The sequence below is a fragment of the Methylobacterium indicum genome (assembly GCF_017347565.1).
Lineage (GTDB): Bacteria > Pseudomonadota > Alphaproteobacteria > Rhizobiales > Beijerinckiaceae > Methylobacterium > Methylobacterium indicum.
Genome location: NZ_AP024145.1, coordinates 1,491,984 through 1,507,500, shown reverse-complemented (window position 1 = coordinate 1,507,500; position 15,517 = coordinate 1,491,984). Strand labels below are relative to the sequence as shown.

Here is a 15,517-nt window from a genome sequence, read left to right as displayed (position 1 = left end):
CGAATCGCCCGCCCGGAGGTCGAGCGGGTCCCAGTCCTTCGCAATCTCGCGGCCCGTGACCCGGAACCGTGCGGCGAGGTGAAGCCGCACCGGGTGAGGCCGGGCGCTGACGCCGTCGAAGTAGCGCCCTTCCGCCTCGACGGTCGGATCTTGCGGCAGCGGGTCCACCGCTCAGAGGCCGATCTGGAGCGCGCCGCCGACGTCGAGCGCGTCGGCGAGGCCCTCCTGCAACCCGCTGCCGGCGCCCCGGGCCGAGGCGAGGATCGCCGAGAGGTCTTCGGGGTTCAGAACCGTCAGGCTCGTGGCGACCGCCGCCCACAGCCGGGCTCGCACCAGGCGGACGTAGAGCACCGCGCCGAGGGGGGCCATGATGACGTAGCCCAGGACGATGAACCAGTGGATGAAGCCGAGATCGACCCGCCGTGTGGCCAGGGTGAGGAGAACGCCCCCGAGACCGAATATCAGCATGAGGCCGACGAGCGACAGCACGTAGCGAATGTAAGGCCCGTAGAAGGCGCGGGCCCGCAGGGTCGAGGCGAGGCGCACGCCGCCGAGACGCACTGCGCCCGCGAAGGCGCGGGCCTCGCGGGCCCGGTAGTAGGGGATCAGCATGAACGCCGCCGGGAGGCAGATCAGGGCGGCGACGAACAGGGCGTTCGCGAGGCGGCCGATCGCCGTGCCCGCATAGGCCGGGTTGAGGATCGTCTCGCCCGCCTTGCCGCCGGGCTTCGGCACCATCAGGTCCGTCGGTGGCGAGAAGTCGGACGCGACCAGCAGCGCGACGCCGAACCCGATCGGTATCCCGAGCCCGACGAGGTACAACAGCAGCCACGGCCCCAGCACGCTGCGCCCGCGCGCCTCCGACGTCAGCCGGCTCGTGCCGACCAGGGTGTGGCCGATGCGGTAGCGCTCCTGGCTCGCCCGCATGAACGGGAAGGCGAGCCCGAAGCTCAGGTAGACGAGGAGCCACCACCCCGCCGCCCGGGCCGCGTAGACGAGGGCCGACCCGTCCTGGCCGAGGCGGATGCCGCGCCAGAGCGTGCGCATCGCCCGGTAGCGGCGCCCGCGATAGAGCGCGTACTGCCCGAGCACGAACAGGCTGACGAAGGAGATCGCCACCGAGGCCGGAGCGAGCGCAGGGATCGCCAGGGAGATCGCGAACAGGCCGAGATAGATCGGTACCAGGAGCACCAGCGCCACCAGGAAGCCCAGAAAGAGTTCCTTGCCGGTTCCGGTATAGGCGGCCGGCGACCCGTCGACGGTCGTGCGGCTCCAGAAGAACCGTCGCAGGTCGGTGACGTACCAGAACCGGTAGATTCCGAAGGTCACGAGCGAGAGCAGGATGCCCTTGAGGGCGAGCCGGGTCAGGCCGCGGAGCGTCGTGTCGAAGGTCACGGAGACGCCCTGCGGCGCGGAGGCGGGCCTCGCTTCGGTCATCGCGATGCTCATCCTGCGCCCCGCCCTCACGGACCCCGGTGTCCCCCGCATCTTACGCAAGGAGAAGGCGGACGCCAGGGGAGGTTGTTCGTGCAGTGCGTTTGTTCGCGCCTGGATCGCATCGTGTCGCCTGCGCTCGCGCGGGCGATCGAGGTCGACCCGCGACCGGGGCTTTTGGAAGGACCGGCATGCCGGATGCGCGCGGACCTCGAGCGCCGGACGGGCGAGGAGAGGCTGCCGAATTCGGTCCCGCCGCGGCCTTTGCCGACACGCCATCCGAAGACCGCGCGTCTCAGCCGGCCGCGTCGCGCTCGGCGAACACCGCCTTGGCCGCGAACAGGCCGTTCAGCGCCGCCGGGAACCCCGCATAGACGGCCATCTGCATGATGGTCTCGACGATCTCCTCGCGGGAGAGACCGACATTCAGTCCCGCCGCGATGTGCACCTTGAGTTGCGGGGCCGCGTTGCCCATCGCGGTCAGCGCCGCGATGGTGGCGATCTCGCGGGCGCGCAGGTCGAGGCCGGGGCGGCTGTAGATGTCGCCGAACGGGAATTCGAGCAGGTAGGTTGCGAAATCCGGGGCGATGTCGGCAAGCGAGGCGACGACCGCCTCTCCGGCATGGCCGTCGATCTCAGCGAGCGCCCGTCGTCCGCGCTCCAGCCGGCTTTCGCCGGAGTGATGGTTCTGTGTCATGGGCCTGCATCCTCTCGTCCGCGCCGGCATACCCGGAGATCTTGGTGTCGAGGACGAGAAGGCTTTCCTGCAGGTCGGCGAGGTGAGCGCGGACGCGCGCGCGATGCCGTTCCAGCATCTCGCGGCGCTCCGTCTCCGTGGCGGGGCCGTCGTTTCGCAGGGCCGCGTAGCGCACCATCTCCCGGATCGGCATCCCGGTCGTCTTGAGACGAGTCAGAAAGCCGATCCAGGTCAGGATCGATGCGTCGTAGTCACGGTGGCTCGATCGGTTCCGGTCGGCGTAGGGGAGCAGCCCGATCCGCTCGTAGTAGCGGAGGGTGTGGGCGGTCAGTCCCGAACGCGCGGCCAGTTCCCCGATCTTCATGCGCACCTTCTCGCCACGACGCGTCCGAGGCTAGGGGTTCGAGCGCGCTCGAAGTCAAGCGGAGTGCGCGGCGTGCAAGGCCGGCCTCACGCCCCGGCCGGAGCGTGTCCCTCGCCCGCCTTCTGCGGCCGGATCCGGTACCAGCCGACATAGAGCGCCGGCAGGAAGAACAGGGTCAGGAAGGTCGCCGCGATGATGCCGCCGATCATCGCGTAGGCCATCGGCCCCCAGAAGACCTCGCGGGCGATCGGCACCATGCCGAGGCTCGCGGCGGCCGCCGTGAGCAGGATCGGGCGCATGCGGTGGCAGGTGGCTTCCACCACCGCGTCCCAGGGGTTCATGCCCTCGGCCTCGAACTCGTCGATCTGGGTCACCAGGATCACCGCGTTGCGGATGATGATGCCGATCAGCGCCAGGATGCCGAGGATCGCCACGAAGCCCATCGGGGCGCCCGACGGCAGCAGCGCCGCGACGACGCCGATGAGGCCGAGCGGCGCCACGCTCGAGACGAGGAAGAGCTTCTGGACGCTCTGGAGCTGCACCATCAGGAAGAAGGCCATCACCAGCAGCATCACCGGCACCACCGCGGCGATCGGGCCCTGGCCCTTGGCGGCCTCCTCCACGGCGCCGCCGGTGGCGACGTCGTAGCCGTCCGGCAGCTCGGAGCGGAACTGCGCGATGGCGGGGGCCAGCGCGTCGACGACCGTCGGCGGCTGGGTCGTGTCGGTGATCGAGGCGCGCACCGTGATGGTCGGCATCCGGTCCCGGCGCCAGACGATCGGCTGTTCGAGGTCGTAGTGGATCTTGGCGAAGGCGAGCAGCGGCACGGTGGCGCCGCCGGCGGTCGGCACCTGCAGGCTCTGGAGCGTGTCGACGGAGCGGCGCTCCGGCCCTTGCGCCCGGCCGACCACGTCGACGAGGTAGATCGCGTCGCGGACCTGGGTGATGGTGGTGCCGCCGACCACGCCGTTGAGGATGCCGGCGATGTCCTGCGAGGTCACGCCGAGCTGGCGCGCCTTGTCCTGCAGGATCTCGACTCGCAAGACCTTGCCGGGCTCGTTCCAGTCGAAGGTCGGCAGGCCGACATGCGGGTTCTGCGCCACCAGGTTGGCGAGCTTGAGGGCTTGGGCCCGCACCACCTGCAGGTCGGGGCCGCTGATCCGGTACTGGATCGGCCGCCCGACCGGGGGGCCGAGGTCGAGGGGATGGATGAACACGTCGGTGCCGACGAAGTCGCGCCGGGCGAGCGCGTTGAGCCGCGCCATGGTGCGGTCGCGGGCCTCCAGCGACACGGTCTCGATCACGATCTGGCCGAAGAACGCGTTGGAGAGCTGCTGGTCGAGGGGCAGGTAGAAGCGGATTGCGCCCTGGCCGACATAGGAGCTCCAGCGCTTGATCTCGGCATCGCCCTTCAGCGCCTGCTCGAACCGGTCCATCTGCGCCTTCGTCTCGGCGATGCTGGCATTCTGCGGCAGGGTCATGTCGACCAGCACCTCGGGCCGGTCGGAGGCCGGGAAGAATTGCTGCTGGACGTGGCCCATGCCGACGATGGCGGCACCCAGCAGGCCGACGCAGGAAGCGACCGTCACCCAGCGGAAGCGCATCGCCGGCAGCAGCAGGGCCCGGAAGCCGTTGAGCAGGCGGCTCGGCTTCTCGTGGTGGCCCTTCATGGCCTTCGGCAGGATCTTGACGCCGATGAGGGGGGCGAACAGCACCGCCACCACCCAGGAGACGAGGAGCGAGGCCGCGATCACCACGAACAGCGAGTAGGTGTACTCGCCCGCCGCCGAGCCGTTGAAGCCGATCGGCAGGAAGCCCGCCACGGTGACGAGCGTGCCGGTGAGCATCGGGAAGGCGGTGGAGGTATAGGCGAAGGTCGCGGCCTTGTGCAGGCTGTCCCCGGCTTCCAGCCGCGCCACCATCATCTCGACGGTGATCATCGCGTCGTCGACGAGGAGGCCCAGCGCGATGATCAGCGCTCCGAGCGAGATGCGCTGGAGCGTGACCCCCATCACCTCCATGATGACGAACACGATGGCGAGGACCAGCGGGATCGAGAACGAGACCACGAGGCCGGCCCGCACCCCGAGGCTCAGGAACGAGACCACGAGCACGATCACCACCGCCTCGACGAGCGCCTTGGTGAAGCCGCCGACCGCCTCCTCGACGATCTTGGGTTGGTCCGAGACGAGGTGGATGCCGACGCCGACGGGCAGTTCCGCCTCGACCTGGCGCATGCGGGACTTCAGGGCCTCGCCGAATTCGAGCAGGTTGCCGCTCTGCTGCATGGCGATGGCGAGCCCGATCGCCGGCCGGCCGTTGTAGCGGAAGAGCGCCTCGGGCGGGTCGGTGTAGCCGCGCTCGATCTCGGCCACGTCCGAGAGGCGGAAGAAGCGGTCGTTGACCCGCAGGTTGATCGCCTTCAGGCTGTTCTCGTCGGTGAACTGGCCGCCGACCCGGACCGAGACCCGCTCCGGCCCGGCCTGGATCACGCCCGAGGGCGCCACCGCGTTCTGGGCCTGCAGCGTCTTGATCAGCGACTGCACGTCGACGCCGAGGCCGGCGAGCTTGCGGGTCGAGAAGCCGAGATAGATCACCTCGTTCTGGGCGCCGATGATCTGGGTCTTGCCGATGCTCGGCACCTTGATGATCCGGGTGCGGACCGTCTCGACGTAGTCGCGCAGCTGGCGCATCGAGAGCCCGTCCGCCGTGAAGGCGTAGACGTTGCCGTAGACGTCGCCGAACTCGTCGTTGAAGAACGGGCCCTGCATGCCCTGCGGGAAGGTACCCTTGATGTCGCCGAGCCGCTTGCGGACCTGGTAGAACAGCCACGGGATCGTCTGCGGCGGGGTGGTGTCGCGCAGGTTCACGAACACCGTCGCCTGGCCGGGCGTGGTGTAGCTCTTGGTGTAGTCGACCGCGCCGATCTGCTGCAGCTCCTTCTCGATCCGGTCGGTGACCTGGTCGAGGGTGTCGCTGATCGTGGCGCCGGGCCACACCGCCTGAACCACCATGGTCTTGATCGCGAAGGCCGGGTCCTCCTCGCGGCCGAGCTTGCGATACGACATCGCGCCGGCGACGATCGCCACCACCATCAGGAACCAGACGAAGGAGCGGTGCGACAGCGCCCATTCGGAGAGGTTGAACGACTTCATCGGGGCGCGGCCTCGCGCTGAAAGAGAGTTTGGGGGGCGGGCCGCGTCGGGCCGCGCGCGAAGAATTCGGGGAGCGGTCAGAGCCCGGAGGCGGCGAGGCGCACCGGTTGCCCGTCCTTCAGGCTGTGGACGCCCGCCACCACCACGGTCTCGCCGGCCTCGAGGCCGTCGCTCAGGGTCACCGTGTCCTCGTCGTGGTGCGCGGTGTCGGCGACCGGGACCACTGCGACGTCGCGGCGGGCGACCGACCGGCCGTCCGGCGCGACCACCCAGACGCTGGTGCGGCTCTCCTCCCGCAACAGGGCGGTGGCCGGCAGGGTGATGCGGGGCGGGGTGGCGCGCGCCAGAGCCACCGTGATGGTGGTGCCCAGCCGGAACGCCTCCGGCGGATCGGTGAGCGTCATGCGCACCCGGCGGGTGCGGGTCGCCGGGTCGGCGAGCGGCCCGATCTCGCGCACCCGGCCCTTGGCGGTGATGGTCGGGGCGGCCTGGAGCGTCACGGTGAACTCGGTGCCGGCCTTGATGCCGGCCATCAGCCCGTCCGGGATGTCGACCACCGCCTCGCGGATATCGGGCCGGGCGAGCGTCACCACGACCTGGCCGGCGCTCACCACCTGGCCGACCTCGGCGCTCCAGGCGGTCACCACCCCGTCGACATCGGCCTTCAGGGTGGCGTAGCCGAGCTCGTCGGTCGCCTTCTGGAGGGCGGCCTTGGCCTGGGCCAGGCGCGCCGCGGCGGTGTCGCGGGTGGCCACCGCCGCGTCGAGGGCAGCCTGGGTGACGTTGCCGCCGTCGAACAGGGTGCGCTGGCGCCCCTCGACGGCATTGGCGTTGGTGAGCTGCGCCTCGGCATCGGTGACGTCGGCCCGCGCCCGGGTGACGGCGAATTGCAGCACGGTGGGATCGAGGGCGGCGAGGCGCGCGCCCTTGGGCACGAGGTCGCCGACATAGACGTCGCGGGCGACCATCCGGCCCGGGACCCGGAAGCCGGCCTGCGTCTGGTAGCGCGGCTCGACCGTGCCGGCGAAGGGCCCGAAGGTCTCGGCGGTGCGGATCTCGACCTTCGTGGTCAGGACAGGGCGCACCGGCGGCGGTGCCTCGGCCTTCTTCTCCTGGCAGGCGGCGAGGAGGACGAGGACAGCGAGGGCGGGGACGTGCTTCACTGCTTGTCCTCCCCGACCACTGCGACCGCCTGGCCGGGGCGCAGGAGCTGGATCCCGGCGGTGACCACCCGCTCGCCCGGCTGGATGCCCTCCGACAGGACGATGGCCGAGCCGGCATACCGGTCGATCGTCACAGTCTTGGGCGCGACGGTGCCGCTGCCCGGATCGAGCACCCAGACCGCCGGCTGGTCCTGCCAGCGAAACAGCGCGCTCCAGGGCAGGCTGATCGCCTGCCGGGCGCGGAAGCGGCCGAGGCCCGCCACCGTGGCCCCGAGGGACATCTCGGGCGGGACCTGGGAGAGGCCGATCTTCACCCGCACGCCGCCCGAGGACGGATCGACCGCCGGCGAGATCTCCCGCACCGTGCCGGTGGTGCGCACCCGCGGATCGGACAGGAGGATGATGTCGACGGTCTTGCCCTCCGGCGGCTCGGCGAGCAGCGTCTCGGAGACGATGAACACCGCGTCCCGCGGCCCGTCCTGGGCCAGCGTGAACACGGTCTGGCCCGACTGGACCACCTGGCCGGCCTCGGCGTTGCGCGCCGTGATCATGCCGGCGACCCCGGTCTTCAGCTCCGTATAGGAGAATTGCTCGCGGGCATTGCCCAACGCCGCCTTGGCGGATTCGACCGAGGCCTGGGTGGTGCGCAGGGTCTGCTCGGCCTGGTCGTAGGCGGTGCGGGTGGTGTAGCCGCTGCGCATCAGCGATTGCTGGCGCTCGAAGCCGACCTTGGCCTGGGTCAAGAGCGCCTCGGCCGAGGCGAGCGCGGCCTGCGCGGTGTCGACGTTGACCTGCTGCTCCTGCGGCTCGAGCCGGGCCAGCACCTGGTCGGCGGTGACGTGCTCGCCCACCTCGACCAGCCGCTCCTGGATCTTGCCGCTGACTCGGAACGCGATGTTGCTCAGGAACTTGGCCTGGATGTCGCCGGTCAGGACGACCTGGGCCGAGACCGGGGCGAGCGCCGCGGTGACGACCCGGACCTCCGCCAGCGCGCCGGCCTGCGCCGATGCCTGCTTCGCCTCGTCCTTGGCCGTGAGGGCGGGCGCATCGGCGCGGGCCTGGCCCGCGAGGATTTGCCCCGCCAGGATCAGGGCGGCCATCACGGCCGGGCGGTGGATGCCTCGGAGGATCGGGCTGGGTCTCATGATCGTCGAGGGTACCGGTTCGGCGTGGGACGGGAAGCCCCGAAGGACAGCACGGGCGGGGGACGGATGTGAAGGAGCGGCCGCGAGGGGGCGGGTGCGGCCGCTCCTTCCAGATGTGGCGTGCCGCCCGGGAGGGCGGCCCCGCCGCATCTGTGACGAGGCCCCGGCGCCGTGCCGGGGCGAACGCGAAAGGACGTGTCGGCTCAGAGACGGCTCTGTTCGGCCATGCAGGCCGTGCAGGGCGCGGCCACCGGATCGATGCGGGTCCAGGCCAGGAGGCCGGCCCATCCGGCAAGGGCGACGAGCACCAGGGCCAGGGCCGGCACCGTACCGCGCCGGGGCAGCAGCGGATGCGCGCGGGAGAGGGCGGGGGCGTGCAGGTCGAGGCCGTTCGGCAGGCGGGTGAACCCGTGCCGGGTCGCTGGGGTTGGACCGGACCGGTGGATCCGGGATGGGCACATCACCGTGCGGGCCATGGCGCGCTCCTTGAAGGCGACGCCCATCTCGTACTAATAACTGACCAGGCAGTCAATAAGGGTGCGAGATGGCAGTGGCGGGACAGCGCCGGCGGCGCAAGGAGGAGCGGCCCGGCGAGATCGTGGAGGCGGCGTTCGAGGAATTCGCCCGGAGCGGATTCGCCGCGACCAAGCTCGATGACGTGGCGGCCCGGGCCGGCATCACCAAGGGCACGATCTACCTGTACTTCCCGAGCAAGGAGGACCTTTTCCTCGCGACGATGCAGGAGATGAGCCGCCCGTCGCGGGAGCATCTGGCGGCGCTCACCGCCGCCCCGCAGGGCTCCGCGATGACGATCCTGCGCACCCATTTCGCCTTCGAATACGCCCAGATGGTCGAGGACCGGCGCACCCGCGAGATCATCCGGATGTTGCTCGCCGAGGTCAGCCGCTTTCCCGATCTCGTCGAGCGCTGGCGCGCCGAGGTGATCGGCCCCGAGGTGGAGGCGCTGCGCCGGGTCGTCCGCTACGGGATCCGGCGGGGCGAGTTCCGGCCTTCCGCCGCCGAGGAGTTCCCCCACCTGCTCTTCGCCCCGGTCATCATGGCCTGCACCTGGCGGCTGATGTTCGGCGACGACCACGCCATCGACGGACCGGCCTACCTGGCCGGGCACCTGGACCTGCTGGAGCGGGGGTTGACGGGCGGCTCCCGCCCGAACCCTTCCCTGCAGACGGCAGGGCTGTCCGAATAAAATCCCATTTGAAATCAGGCGCGGGATTCCCTCTCCGGGCGATGCCGGGCTTGCCCGGTATCGCTGCAAGGTGTGGGAGAGGGGTAGGGGCGATCGAAGATCGCGCGAGGGTGACACGCTTCAGTGTAAAGCTGTGACTGTTGTGCTGGCAGCTCTACGCTGAGTGCTTCACACGGAACCGTAACACCCTCACGCGGGATCTTCGATCCTCGGCCCCTCTCCCACACGGGAGAGGGGAGGCGCGCTTTTTTCTTTCCCCGGATAGCCCTGAGGGGGGGAGGGTTCGGGCGCGAGCCTTCGGATCGGAAGCGCAGCCCCACCGCCCCGCTCCCGCCGCAATGCGGCGGGACCAGTGCGCCACCGGGGGCGCGACGCGCTTCACCACCGCTTCACCACGACGGGCGAGCGTCGCCGAAGGACATCGTCATGCTGCGCCCGTCCCGTCTCCTCGTCGGCTTCCTGCCTGCCGCTCTCGCCGCGGCGACGCCGGCGCTCGCCCATCCGCATGTCTGGATCACCACCCGGGCCGAGCTCGATTACGGGCCGGACGGGGTGCTTCGGGCGGTGCGCCACGCCTGGACGTTCGATCCGACCTACTCGGCCTTCGCGATCCAGGGACTGGGCCAGTCGACGACCGGGCCGGTCAACCCGGCGGCGCTCGCCGCGCTCGCCCGGGACAATGCCGAGAACCTCGCCGACAACGCCTACTTCACGGTGCTGAAGGTCAACGGCCGCAAGGTCGATCTCGGCGCCGCCGCCGATCCGGCGATGACCTTCGCGGACGGGCAGCTGACCCTGCGGTTCACCCTGCCGCTCAGGGCGCCGGCCGCCGGCACGGCCTCGCTCGAGGTCTACGACCCGACCTACTTCGTCGCCTTCAGCCTCGCGGAGGGCGGCGAGGTCGCGACGCTGGTGGGCGCGCCCGCCGCCTGCCGCGTCACCGCCCACCGGCCCAAGACTGCCGCGCCGGCGCCCGCCGCCACCGGCATGTCGGAGGCCTTCTTCGAGGCGATCACCGCCGCCTCGACCTACGGCGTGCAATTCGCCAACCGGATCGTCGTCGCGTGCTGACCCGAGCCCTTCCCCTCGCTCTCCCCTCCCGCGGCGTCCAGCGCCTGATGCTGGCCGCCCTCGCGGTCCTCGCCGCCGCCGCCCTGCTGGCGGTCCTGCTCGGGCTGCTCGCTCCCGGTTTCCGGGCGCCGCCGCGCTCCCCCTTCGGCATCGGCTTCCGCGAGGCGAGCCCCAACGGCGCCACGAGCCTCGGCGCCTGGCTGCTCGCCATGCAGGCCGGCTTCTCGCGGGCGCTCCAGGCCGCCGTCTCGGCGGTCAAGGACGGCCGCGACGGGGCGCTGACGCTCGTCGGGCTCGGCTTCGCCTACGGGGTGCTGCATGCCGCCGGGCCCGGCCACGGCAAGGCGGTGATCGCCGGCTACCTGATGGCCGGCGAGCGCGCCCTGCAACGCGGCTTCACCCTGAGCCTGCTGGCGGCCCTGCTCCAGGCGGTCGTCGCCCTGGCCCTCGTCGGCGGCGGCGCGGTGGTCTTGCGCCTCACCGCCGCCGGCCTCAACCAGGCCGGCACGGTCATCGAGACGGCGGGCTTTGCCTGCGTGGCGGTGCTCGGCGCGGCGGTGACCTGGCGCAAGGCCGGGCAGCTCGCGCGCCTCCTCAACCGCGAGGCGGGGCCGGCTTGCGGCCCGGGCTGCGGCCATGCCGGCCTCGCCGACGGGACGAAGGTCGAGCGGCTGGCGGGCTGGCGCGAGCAGGCCGGCGTGGTGCTGGCCGCCGGCACGCGCCCCTGCGCCGGGGCGATCCTGGTCCTGGTCTTCGCCCTGTCGCAGGGCATCCTGTGGGCCGGCGTCGCCGCGACCCTGGCGATGGCGCTCGGCACCGCGATCACCACCGGGGTGCTGGCGGCGCTCGCGGTGTTCGCCAAGGCGTTCGCGCTCCGGCTCGCGGGAGGCCGCGGTCAGGGTGGGGCGATCGCGGTCGGCATGCTTGAATTATGGGCCGCCGCCTTCGTGATGGTGCTCGGGGCGGGGCTGCTCTCGGGCTGGGCCGCGACGGCGTTCTGATCGGGCGAGCCGATCGGGCGCCTCTGATCAGGCGCCTCTCTGATCAGGCGCCTCTCTGATCAGGCGACCTGGGCGACCCGCCGGCGCCGCGGGTTCGCCTCCGCGACGGCCGCGAGGCTGATCTCCTGGCGCTCGCGGGCCACGAAGGCTCCGGGCATCTCGCCCTGCATCTGGACCTCCAGGTCGCGCAGCAGCGAATCGGTGTGCTGCGGGTAGAGGTGCACGATGGCGAGCCTTTCGACATCCCCGGCCTGGCACAGCTCGACGCCCTTCTGCCAGGTCGAGTGGCCCCAGCCGCGACAGGACGGGTATTCGCCCTGCGTGAACATGCCGTCATAGACCACGAGGTCCGAGCCGCGCACGAAGTCGAGGAGCGCCGGATCGGGCCAGGGCTCGGAATGCTCGAGGTCGCTGATGTAGCAGGCCGAGCGGCCGGCATGCCGGAAGCGGTAGCCCGTGGCGCCCTGCGGATGCTGCAGCGGGATGGTGTCGACGACCGCGCCGTCCGGGAAGGTCAGGCTCTCGCCGGCCCGGAACCCGTGATGGACGAAGCGGGCGGGGAACATGTCGAGGGTGATGGGGAAGAGCGGCGGCGAGAAGAGCCGGTCGAGGGGCTCGGCGGCGCTCGCCCCATCGAGGTTGCCGCACCAGGTGTGAATCTCGCGGGAGGGGTCGAGGATCGCCGGCTTCATGAACGGCAGGCCGCCGACATGATCGAGGTGGAGGTGGCTGAGCAGCAGGTCGACCCGCTGGGGCACCCGGTCGCGATGGTGGGCGCCGAACGCGTTGATGCCGGTGCCGGCATCGATCACGAACAGCCGCTCGCCGCAGCGGACCTCGACGCAGGGCGTGTGCCCGCCGAATTCCACGAAATCGGGGCCCGAAGCACAGGTCGACCCCCTGACGCCCCAGAACCGGAGCGTCAAGCCGGCTTCCATGAGAGGACCCCTCGTTGTCATGCCGGTGACCGTGATGGGGGTTGCGGGAGATGGATGTGCGACAACGCACATGGCGAAGGCTCCGGCCGGGCAGGCCGGCAAGGCACGGATGGGAACTGTACACGAAAGATGTGCAGCACGAACGGCGAGCACGAGACGAAGGTTCCCCCGGACGACCTAATCTGGCGTTAAGCGAGTGCGGTCCCGCACCGGCTCTGTGGATGACGAGACCACCTCGGATGACGGGGCCGCCTCTGCGCCGGCGGGAGGCCCGGCCGGGCCGGACTCTGCGACAGCCGTCTCCGCGACATCCGGCATCCCGCCGGCCCGCACCACGGTGGTGCGCTCGGCCCGCAGCACGACGTCGAAGGGGGCGGCCTCGTCCGGCCGGCACTCGGCCGGCAGGCACACCACGAGGCCGCGCCCGGCCCGGGCCGCCCGCAGCCGCTCGATGCCCGCCATCACCTCGGGCGCGCCGCGGTCGTCGAGGGCGAGGCCGACCACCAGGATGTCGGGCCGGCGCACCAGGCAGCGGGCGACGTCGATCGCCGTGCGCTCGAACGGCGTGAAGCCGTCGCGCCCGGCAAGGCCACTCTCCGCCGCCCGCGGATCGACCTGGCTCGCCAGGCCGAAGCGGTAGACCGTGCGCTCGAGGCCGCGCTCGCGCAGCACCGCCTGCATCAGGGTGCGCACCCGGGCGCCCGCCCCGGCTTCCGCCCCGGCGACGCGGCCGAACAGCAGGTTCTCCTCCAGGCTCGCCGCCGCCGTGACCTTGCCGGGATCGTAGAACTCGACCGAGCCGGTGAGCGAGGCCGGCAGCAGGGCCGCGAAGGTGCGCCGGGCCGCGACGAGGCGCGTCTCCATCGCCTCGTCGATGAGGCCGAAGCGGTGCCGGGTCTCGCTGTAGCGCAGGCACAGGCCGATCAGGCGGGCGCGGTCGCGCTGGCCCGCGGGGCCGCGGCGCCAGCCGGAGGCCTCGGGCTGGCGCGCGATCAGATCCTCGAAGAAGCCGCGCTCGCGCGCGGGAAACAGCGAGAAGGCGTCGAAGAGCGGGTGGTCGTCCGGCAGGTCGGAAAAGATCTCGACGGTGGCCCGGGCGATGGCGAGACCCATCTCGGTCATCGGCCGGGTCAGGCCTTCGGCCTCCAGCACCGCCCGGGTGAAGGGGTGGCCGGCGAGCCGCGCCTCCGAGAAGGCCGAGCCGACCGGCGCCCCGAACAGGATATTTTCGCCCACCGTCGCCTGCCGGTTGTAGCGGGCGGGGTCGAAGGGCTCGATCAGGTGCGCGGCGTGGTCGGCGGCGAGCGCGGCCCGCAGGGCGTCCCGGGTCTGCACGATGGCGGCGGCGGTGGCGGCGTCGAGGCGGCGCGGCAGCACGCTGGCGAGCCCGCGCCCGTAGACCAGCCGGTCGAGCCCGGTGACCGACAGGGCCTCGACCAGCCTCTCCTCCAGCTCGCGGGCGTTCGGCGTGCTCGCGTCGGGGCTCGATCCGTCGGCGAAGGCCGGGTCGCCGTAGAGGAGGTTCTGCAGCAGCGTGCCGCTCATCAGCACCGGCTCGCCGCCCGCATAGGCGATGCGGCGCGCCCGCTCCGCCGGCTCGACCGAGCGCAGGTCGGTGCCCGCATAGGTCACCGCCCCGGCGGTGGGTTCGAGCTGGCCGGCGATCAGGGCGGCGAGCACCCGGCCGCCGCTGCCGCGGTCCCCCAGGATCGCGACGTGGCTCGGCATCGGCAGCGAGAGATCGAGGCCGATCAGGCGCTCGCCCGAGGCCGGATCGTAGGCCGCGACGTTCGCGAGCACGATCGGCCCGCCGTCCGGCAGCGGTTCGGACTGGCTGCGCAGCCGGCGCGGCGCCCGGGCGCGGGCCTCCAGCGAGGCGGTGGCGCGGGCGATCTCCCGGAAGGCCGGAAGGGCGGCGCGCCGCCGCCGGCTCTGGCGCAGGAAGGCCGCCACCGCGCTCGACGCGATCGCGAGCGCCCCCAGCACCGCCGACAGCCCGCCGGCACTCACCGGGGCGGCGGGGGCGGGGGCCTGCCACAGGGCGGCCGCCAGCATCACGGTCGGCACCAGCACCGCCAGGGCGAGGGCCGGGGCGCGGGCGCGGGAGAGGTCGTTCTCGGTCTCGGTGAGGGCCCGGCGCGCCCGCTCGGCGACGTGGCCGAGGCGGGCATGCTCGAAGGCGGTGGTGCCGTGGGCCCGCACCGCCGGCAGGCGCCGCACGAGGTCGGTCAGGCCGCGCTCGAGGGCGGCGCCCTCCAGCCGGCGCTGGTCGTCCCGGCGCTCGGTTCGGGCGATGAGGAGCTGGCGGGCGAGCGCCGCGGCGACGAGGCTGATGCCCGCGGCCGCGACGAGGCGCGGGGCCACCGCCGCCGCGACCGCGAGCGCCAGCAGCACGCTGCCGGCGGCGAGCGCCGGGACCAGGATGCCGACCGCGAGGAGCCCGTCGGCGGCGCGGATCGCCGCGCCGACCTGGCCGGCGAGCGCCCGGGCATCGTCCCGGGCGGCGGGCCCGGAGCGCAGGATCGCGTCCTCGGCCACCTCCCGCAGGCGGCGCACCGCCTCGGCCTGGGCCCGGACGCAGAGCCGCGCCACGCCCCAGCCGAGTCCGGCCAGCGCCAGGGCGACGAGGATCAGGGCGCCCAGCGCCCACAGGGTCAGGGCGCTCTCCGGCAACGGCCAGCCGCGCACCAGCGTCAGGCCGTGGCCGCCGAGGCGCTCGGGGAGCGGCACGACGAGATGCAGGAAGTGGATCGGCCCGCGCCCCGGCTCGGCGAGGGCCAGGAGCTCGTCGACGAGGTCGCGCAGGGCGAGCAGCCCGAGCCCGACCAGGGGGCCGCCGAGCCCGAGGGCGACCGCGATGGCGGCGGCGTGCCGGCGCTTGGCGCTGCGCCAGGCGAAGACGATCGGATCGCGGTCCATCAGAGCGGGCGACGGGACCGCGGGGCGGGGGCGCCCGGATGCTGCCGGGCCGGCGCCGGTCCGGTGCGCGGGGGCAGGCCCGGAGGCCGTCTCGCGGTGGTGACCATGGGCCTCCTCGATGCTGCCGGTGGTATGGGCCGCGGGGGCCGGAGCGGTCAAGCCGGGGCCGCCGGCGTCCCGGTCTGCGTGCCGGCGGACGCCGCGCGGCGGCATCTCATCCGATATCGCCACGCGATCGACCGGTCGGAGCGTGCGTGGCCGCACCCGAGAGACCGAGGCCGGGATTATTTCTTCAGATGAGCCCGGGTGCGTGTCCGCACATCCCCCGAATGGCCCATCCCCCATTCTCGGTGTCATCGCTGGAGCGACGATGCCTCGCCGGGCAAGACTGATGAAAATCGACTGATAGTCATTTTCCTCTGC

Annotated in this window: 13 protein-coding genes (1 of these 13 running past the window's edge); 3 read left to right on the top strand and 10 right to left on the bottom strand. The window is 72.2% G+C overall.

Annotated elements, in window-relative coordinates; translation table 11 throughout:
- From miv_RS06975 to miv_RS06940, 8 genes are all read right to left on the bottom strand, one after another.
- A protein-coding gene (locus miv_RS06975; protein WP_244748905.1) for a M48 family metallopeptidase crosses the window boundary here: on the bottom strand, positions 1–168 show its 5' end (the start). The gene continues 966 nt to the left of window position 1, outside the view; only the first 168 of its 1,134 coding nucleotides appear in the window; it begins with the start codon at positions 166–168; its stop codon lies beyond the left edge, outside the window.
- Between the two features lie 3 nt (positions 169–171).
- Positions 172–1,437, bottom strand: a complete 1,266-nt coding sequence (locus tag miv_RS06970) for a YjgN family protein (protein ID WP_244748903.1) — start codon at positions 1,435–1,437, stop codon at positions 172–174.
- Positions 1,438–1,729: 292 nt separating this feature from the next.
- A complete protein-coding gene (locus miv_RS06965) occupies positions 1,730–2,131 on the bottom strand; it encodes a carboxymuconolactone decarboxylase family protein (protein ID WP_207182014.1) in 402 nt (133 codons plus the stop codon).
- A complete protein-coding gene (locus tag miv_RS06960; protein WP_207182013.1) occupies positions 2,070–2,495 on the bottom strand; it encodes a MerR family transcriptional regulator in 426 nt (141 codons plus the stop codon). Before miv_RS06960 ends, miv_RS06965 begins: the two co-directional genes overlap by 62 nt.
- A gap of 86 nt (positions 2,496–2,581) precedes the next feature.
- Positions 2,582–5,650, bottom strand: coding sequence for an efflux RND transporter permease subunit (locus miv_RS06955; RefSeq protein ID WP_207182011.1), 3,069 nt, complete (start codon positions 5,648–5,650; stop codon positions 2,582–2,584).
- A 77-nt stretch (positions 5,651–5,727) separates the two neighbouring features.
- Positions 5,728–6,813: an efflux RND transporter periplasmic adaptor subunit gene (locus miv_RS06950; protein WP_207182009.1), complete on the bottom strand. Its 1,086-nt coding sequence runs from the start codon at positions 6,811–6,813 to the stop codon at positions 5,728–5,730.
- A complete protein-coding gene (locus miv_RS06945) occupies positions 6,810–7,958 on the bottom strand; it encodes an efflux RND transporter periplasmic adaptor subunit (protein WP_244748902.1) in 1,149 nt (382 codons plus the stop codon). The genes miv_RS06950 and miv_RS06945 overlap by 4 nt, the downstream gene beginning before the upstream one ends.
- A 203-nt stretch (positions 7,959–8,161) precedes the next feature.
- Positions 8,162–8,461: a hypothetical protein gene (locus miv_RS06940; protein WP_207182007.1), complete on the bottom strand. Its 300-nt coding sequence runs from the start codon at positions 8,459–8,461 to the stop codon at positions 8,162–8,164.
- Between the two features lie 41 nt (positions 8,462–8,502).
- Between miv_RS06940 and miv_RS06935 the strand changes: the two genes are divergently transcribed.
- The 3 genes from miv_RS06935 (at position 8,503) to miv_RS06925 (ending at position 11,237) form a co-directional block, all read left to right on the top strand.
- Positions 8,503–9,165: a TetR/AcrR family transcriptional regulator gene (locus miv_RS06935; RefSeq protein ID WP_207182006.1), complete on the top strand. Its 663-nt coding sequence runs from the start codon at positions 8,503–8,505 to the stop codon at positions 9,163–9,165.
- Positions 9,166–9,591: 426 nt separating this feature from the next.
- The gene (locus miv_RS06930) at positions 9,592–10,236 is read left to right on the top strand and encodes a DUF1007 family protein (RefSeq protein ID WP_207182005.1); all 645 of its coding nucleotides are present in this window, start codon (positions 9,592–9,594) and stop codon (positions 10,234–10,236) included.
- A gap of 47 nt (positions 10,237–10,283) precedes the next feature.
- On the top strand, positions 10,284–11,237 hold the full coding sequence (locus miv_RS06925; RefSeq protein WP_048429536.1) for a nickel/cobalt transporter: 954 nt from the start codon (positions 10,284–10,286) through the stop codon (positions 11,235–11,237).
- Between the two features lie 59 nt (positions 11,238–11,296).
- Here the strand turns inward: miv_RS06925 and miv_RS06920 are convergent, their stop codons facing one another.
- Both miv_RS06920 and miv_RS06915 read right to left on the bottom strand, forming a co-directional pair.
- On the bottom strand, positions 11,297–12,196 hold the full coding sequence (locus miv_RS06920; protein ID WP_058619481.1) for an MBL fold metallo-hydrolase: 900 nt from the start codon (positions 12,194–12,196) through the stop codon (positions 11,297–11,299).
- Positions 12,197–12,352: 156 nt separating this feature from the next.
- Positions 12,353–15,094: an ATP-binding cassette domain-containing protein gene (locus tag miv_RS06915; RefSeq protein WP_207182004.1), complete on the bottom strand. Its 2,742-nt coding sequence runs from the start codon at positions 15,092–15,094 to the stop codon at positions 12,353–12,355.
- Between the last annotated feature and the right edge of the window lie 423 nt (positions 15,095–15,517).

Bases quoted from the DNA above. Each gene is read 5' to 3' on its own strand.
- miv_RS06920 (WP_058619481.1), bottom strand. From the start codon at position 12,196: ATGACAACGAGGGGTCCTCTCATGGAAGCCGGCTTGACGCTCCGGTTC.
- miv_RS06955 (WP_207182011.1), bottom strand. From the start codon at position 5,650: ATGAAGTCGTTCAACCTCTCCGAATGGGCGCTGTCGCACCGCTCCTTC.
- miv_RS06965 (WP_207182014.1), bottom strand. From the start codon at position 2,131: ATGACACAGAACCATCACTCCGGCGAAAGCCGGCTGGAGCGCGGACGA.
- miv_RS06970 (WP_244748903.1), bottom strand. From the start codon at position 1,437: ATGACCGAAGCGAGGCCCGCCTCCGCGCCGCAGGGCGTCTCCGTGACC.
- miv_RS06935 (WP_207182006.1), top strand. From the start codon at position 8,503: ATGGCAGTGGCGGGACAGCGCCGGCGGCGCAAGGAGGAGCGGCCCGGC.
- miv_RS06945 (WP_244748902.1), bottom strand. From the start codon at position 7,958: ATGAGACCCAGCCCGATCCTCCGAGGCATCCACCGCCCGGCCGTGATG.
- miv_RS06930 (WP_207182005.1), top strand. From the start codon at position 9,592: ATGCTGCGCCCGTCCCGTCTCCTCGTCGGCTTCCTGCCTGCCGCTCTC.
- miv_RS06960 (WP_207182013.1), bottom strand. From the start codon at position 2,495: ATGAAGATCGGGGAACTGGCCGCGCGTTCGGGACTGACCGCCCACACC.
- miv_RS06915 (WP_207182004.1), bottom strand. From the start codon at position 15,094: ATGGACCGCGATCCGATCGTCTTCGCCTGGCGCAGCGCCAAGCGCCGG.
- miv_RS06925 (WP_048429536.1), top strand. From the start codon at position 10,284: ATGCTGGCCGCCCTCGCGGTCCTCGCCGCCGCCGCCCTGCTGGCGGTC.
- miv_RS06940 (WP_207182007.1), bottom strand. From the start codon at position 8,461: ATGGGCGTCGCCTTCAAGGAGCGCGCCATGGCCCGCACGGTGATGTGC.